4 protein-coding genes are annotated in these 3,908 nt (G+C 61.8%); all 4 read left to right on the plus strand.

What is annotated here, in order from left to right; translation table 11 throughout:
• The first annotated feature begins 421 nt into the window (after positions 1 to 421).
• The 4 genes from AC4FAH_RS13730 (at position 422) to AC4FAH_RS13745 (ending at position 3,884) form a co-directional block, all read left to right on the plus strand.
• Entirely contained in the window at positions 422 to 1,390 is a 969-nt protein-coding gene (locus AC4FAH_RS13730) for an ABC transporter ATP-binding protein (protein ID WP_043333884.1), read from the plus strand.
• Entirely contained in the window at positions 1,387 to 2,160 is a 774-nt protein-coding gene (locus AC4FAH_RS13735) for an ABC transporter permease (RefSeq protein ID WP_043333883.1), read from the plus strand. The genes AC4FAH_RS13730 and AC4FAH_RS13735 overlap by 4 nt, the downstream gene beginning before the upstream one ends.
• 134 nt (positions 2,161 to 2,294) lie before the next feature.
• Positions 2,295 to 3,173 carry an NADPH-dependent 7-cyano-7-deazaguanine reductase QueF gene (queF, locus tag AC4FAH_RS13740; RefSeq protein ID WP_410977880.1) on the plus strand — a complete coding sequence of 293 codons (879 nt, stop codon included), beginning with the start codon at positions 2,295 to 2,297 and terminating at the stop codon, positions 3,171 to 3,173.
• Positions 3,174 to 3,323: 150 nt separating this feature from the next.
• Positions 3,324 to 3,884, plus strand: coding sequence for an NAD(P)H nitroreductase (locus AC4FAH_RS13745; protein ID WP_054555640.1), 561 nt, complete (start codon positions 3,324 to 3,326; stop codon positions 3,882 to 3,884).
• Positions 3,885 to 3,908 lie beyond the last annotated feature (24 nt).

Below are 3,908 nucleotides of genomic sequence, written 5' to 3' on the forward strand. Positions count from 1 at the left end.
GCACAACCTTGCCAAGGTTGGGGTCGCGAGTTCGAATCTCGTTTCCCGCTCCAGTCGAATGTGACGTTGCAAGCTGAAGCATGACATAGCAGTACGCCATCGCCTGACAGACACGATCATCGTGTTACGTCACTGGCGATTTTTTTGTGCCTGAAATTCCTCTCCACCCTGTTCTGCGCCGCTCTCTGGTGCTGTCCCCGCGTGATTTTCTCCCTCTGCTTGTTTCCCGTGGCGCACTAATGCCTTTCTGCCGTGTGTCTGATGTGGCAGCGCCGAATGCGTTACCATGCGCATCCAATATCTTGCGTCTGATTTTCATGTCCGCGGACGGCGAAACGGTGCCATCACTGTTGCGCAATTGTTCTCAGATGCGTCTTTTCTGCTGTGCTGGCTGACAGCGTCAATCGATTACAGGTGTCCGATGTCACGACCTGCCTTGTCTATCCGTGGCCTGACCAAGGTCTACGGCAACGGTTTTGAGGCGCTCAAGGGGATTGATCTTGACGTTCCCGAGGGCGATTTCTTCGCGCTGCTGGGCCCCAATGGGGCCGGCAAGTCCACGACCCTCGGCGTGGTGAGTTCGCTGGTGCAGAAGACCGCAGGCAAGGTCGAGATCTACGGAATCGATATCGACAAGGACTTCTCGAAGGCCAAGTATCACCTCGGTGTCGTGCCGCAGGAGTTCAACTTCAATCAGTTCGAGAAGGTGCAGGATATCGTGATGACCCAGGCGGGTTATTACGGCATGCCGATGAAGGAAGCGCGCCCGCGTGCCGAGCGTCTGCTCAGGGACCTCGGGCTGTGGGACAAGCGCGACACCCCGTCACGCATGCTGTCCGGTGGCATGAAGCGTCGTCTGATGATTGCCCGTGCGCTGATTCACAAGCCGCGTCTGTTGATTCTCGATGAGCCGACGGCCGGTGTGGATATCGAATTGCGCCGCTCGATGTGGGAGTTCATGCGCCGCATCAATCGGGAGGAGGGCACCACCATCATCCTCACCACGCATTACCTGGAAGAGGCCGAGAGCCTGTGCCGCAACATCGCCATCATCAATCATGGCGAGATCGTGCATAACACCAGCATGCGTGAGCTGCTCAAGGAGCTGGATGCGGAAACCTTCCTGCTCGACATTCGTGAGCCGCTGACCAAGGCGCCGGTGATTGCCGGGTTCGAGGTCTCCTTGAGTGACCCTCAGCAGCTGGCGCTCGCCGTGCGCAAGGGCCAGTCGATCAATACCGCCTTCGCGGCGCTGGATCGCGCTGGCATCACCGTGGTGTCGATGCGCAATCGTGCCAATCGTCTCGAGGAGCTGTTCGTCGACCTGGTCGAGCGTTCCAACGCCGAAAGCGGTATCGCCTCCAATGTTGCCAAGGAGATCACGCAGTGAACCCCCGTCAGCTATGGGTGGCTCTGGTCACCATCGTCGTCAAGGAAGTCCGTCGTTTCACGCGCATCTGGCCGCAGACGCTGTTGCCGCCTTCCATCACCATGACGCTCTATTTCGTCATCTTCGGCAATCTCATCGGCTCGCGCATCGGCACCATGGATGGCATCAGCTACATGGATTACATCGTGCCGGGGCTGATCATGATGTCGGTGATCACCAACTCGTATTCCAACGTGGCTTCGTCATTCTTCTCCAACAAGTTCCAGCGCAGCATCGAGGAGCTGATGGTCTCGCCGCTGCCCTCGTGGATCATCCTGCTCGGCTACATCATCGGTGGCGCCGTGCGCGGGCTGGGGGTCGGCATCATCGTGACCGCCGTGGCCTTCCTGTTCACGGACCTCGATATCCATCACCCCTTCCTGACCATCATGGTCGTGGTGCTGACGGCGCTGCTGTTCTCCATCGGTGGCTTCATCAATGCGCTGTTCGCGCGCAAGTTCGATGACATCTCGATCATTCCGACCTTCGTGCTCACGCCGCTGACCTACCTGGGTGGCGTCTTCTATTCCATCCACATGCTGCCGGAATTCTGGCAGACGGTGTCGCTGGCCAACCCGATCCTCTACATGGTCAACACCTTCCGCTACGGCATTCTGGGCGTCTCGGACATCAGCGTCGGCCCGGCGATGGCCGCCATCGTGGCCTTCATCATCGGCCTGTTCGCCTTCGCGCTGTGGCTGCTGGAGCGTGGCAAGGGCATCCGCAGCTGAAGATGTCGCCCAGACGATGATGGTAAGATGCGCGCTATCGCGCCAGTGCATGCAACGCCGACTTCTGCCGGCGTTCTGCTGTCTGCGCCCCCTGATATCGATGCTTTATTGGCCTATTTCACTGGAGTGCTGTCATGGCTCACCCCACTGCCGTCAACGTGCCCGACGAGGCGCGCCCCGAGACCCTCAAGGATGCCCCGCTCGGGCGAGAGTCCGCCTATCCCGAGCACTACGATGCCAGCCTGCTGTTCCCCATCGCGCGGGCGGCCAACCGTGGCCCCATCGGCATCGATGACGCGGCGCTGCCGTTCGTCGGTGAGGATGAGTGGCACGCCTTTGAAGTCTCCTGGCTGGATGAGGCCGGCAAGCCGTGGGTACGCGTGGCCCGTTTTCGCCTGCCGGCAGCCTCGCCGAACCTGATCGAATCCAAGTCCTGGAAGCTCTATCTCAACAGTCTCAATCAGAGCCGTTTCCCCGATCAGGCAGCGGTGCAGGCAACGCTGGAGCGTGACCTCGCCGCCGCGGCCGGGGCGCCGGTCGAGGTGTGCCTGCTGGAGCTGGACGATAGCGAGCTGGACGTCGGGCGTCTGCCGGGGGAGTGCCTCGATGACTTGCCGATCAGCGTCGAGCACTACACGCCGTCGCCGGAGCTGCTCAGCGCCGATGACGCCGACATCGTCAGCGAAGACCTGCACAGCCACCTGCTCAAGTCCAACTGCCCGGTCACCGGCCAGCCGGACTGGGGCAGTGTGTGGATCCGTTATCGCGGCCCGCGTATCGACCGCGAGCGCCTGCTGGCCTATCTGATCAGCTATCGCCAGCACCAGGATTTCCATGAGCACTGCGTCGAGCACCTGTTCGTCGACCTGATGGCGCGCGTGAAGCCTGAGTCTCTGCTGGTGATGGCGCGCTACGTGCGGCGTGGCGGCCTGGATATCAGCCCGTGGCGAGCCACGGCGGATCTCGAGGCCGAGGCCCGCGCCAGTCTGCCGCTGCGTCTCTCCCGGCAGTAGTCGTCTCTGTCACCTCGCCAACCAGATAGCGCCTTGCCAATCAGGTAGCGCCTTGCCAATCAGGTAGATAGCAGCGAGTGATGAGACGGCGTACCGGCGACATGCTAGTGTGAGAATCATTCTTATCTTAAGTCTGTGACAGGAGAGACGATGGACGCGCTGACGTTACTGCATGAACGCAATTCCATGGGCAAGTTGATGGCGCCGGCCCCGAGCGCTGAGCAGATGGAGGCCATCTACCAGGCCGCCCTGCGCGCGCCGGACCACGCCGAGCTGACGCCCTGGCGCTTCATCGAATTCACGGGTGGCGGGCTTGAGCGCCTTGGCGAGCTGTTCGCCGAGGCGGAGCGCAACAAGTCGCCGGCCGGTGACGAGGCCGCCCAGGCCGCTGCCAGCAAGAAGCCGCTGCGTGCGCCGATGGTGATCGCGGTGATCGCCAGGGTCACGCCGGACCACCCCAAGGTGCCGCGTGTCGAGCAGGTGGTCAGTGCCGGCTGTGCCGCTCACGCCATGCTGTATGCCGCTCAGGCCCAGGGGCTCGGTGGTATGTGGCGCACCGGTGGCTACGCCTTTGACCCTATCGTGCACGCAGGGCTGGGCATGGGCGAGCAGGATGAGCTGGTCGGCTTCCTCTATCTCGGCACCCCGGGCGGACGCCTCAAGCCATTGCCGAACCGCAACAGTGCCGACTTCGTCGAACGCTGGCAGTGAAACGCTGAATGAGCGAGGCCCTTG

Source organism: Cobetia sp. (genome assembly GCF_983723665.1).

Coding starts and splice junctions, on each gene's coding strand:
- queF (WP_410977880.1), top strand. CDS start 2,295: ATGGCTCACCCCACTGCCGTCAACGTGCCCGACGAGGCGCGCCCCGAG.
- AC4FAH_RS13745 (WP_054555640.1), top strand. CDS start 3,324: ATGGACGCGCTGACGTTACTGCATGAACGCAATTCCATGGGCAAGTTG.
- AC4FAH_RS13730 (WP_043333884.1), top strand. CDS start 422: ATGTCACGACCTGCCTTGTCTATCCGTGGCCTGACCAAGGTCTACGGC.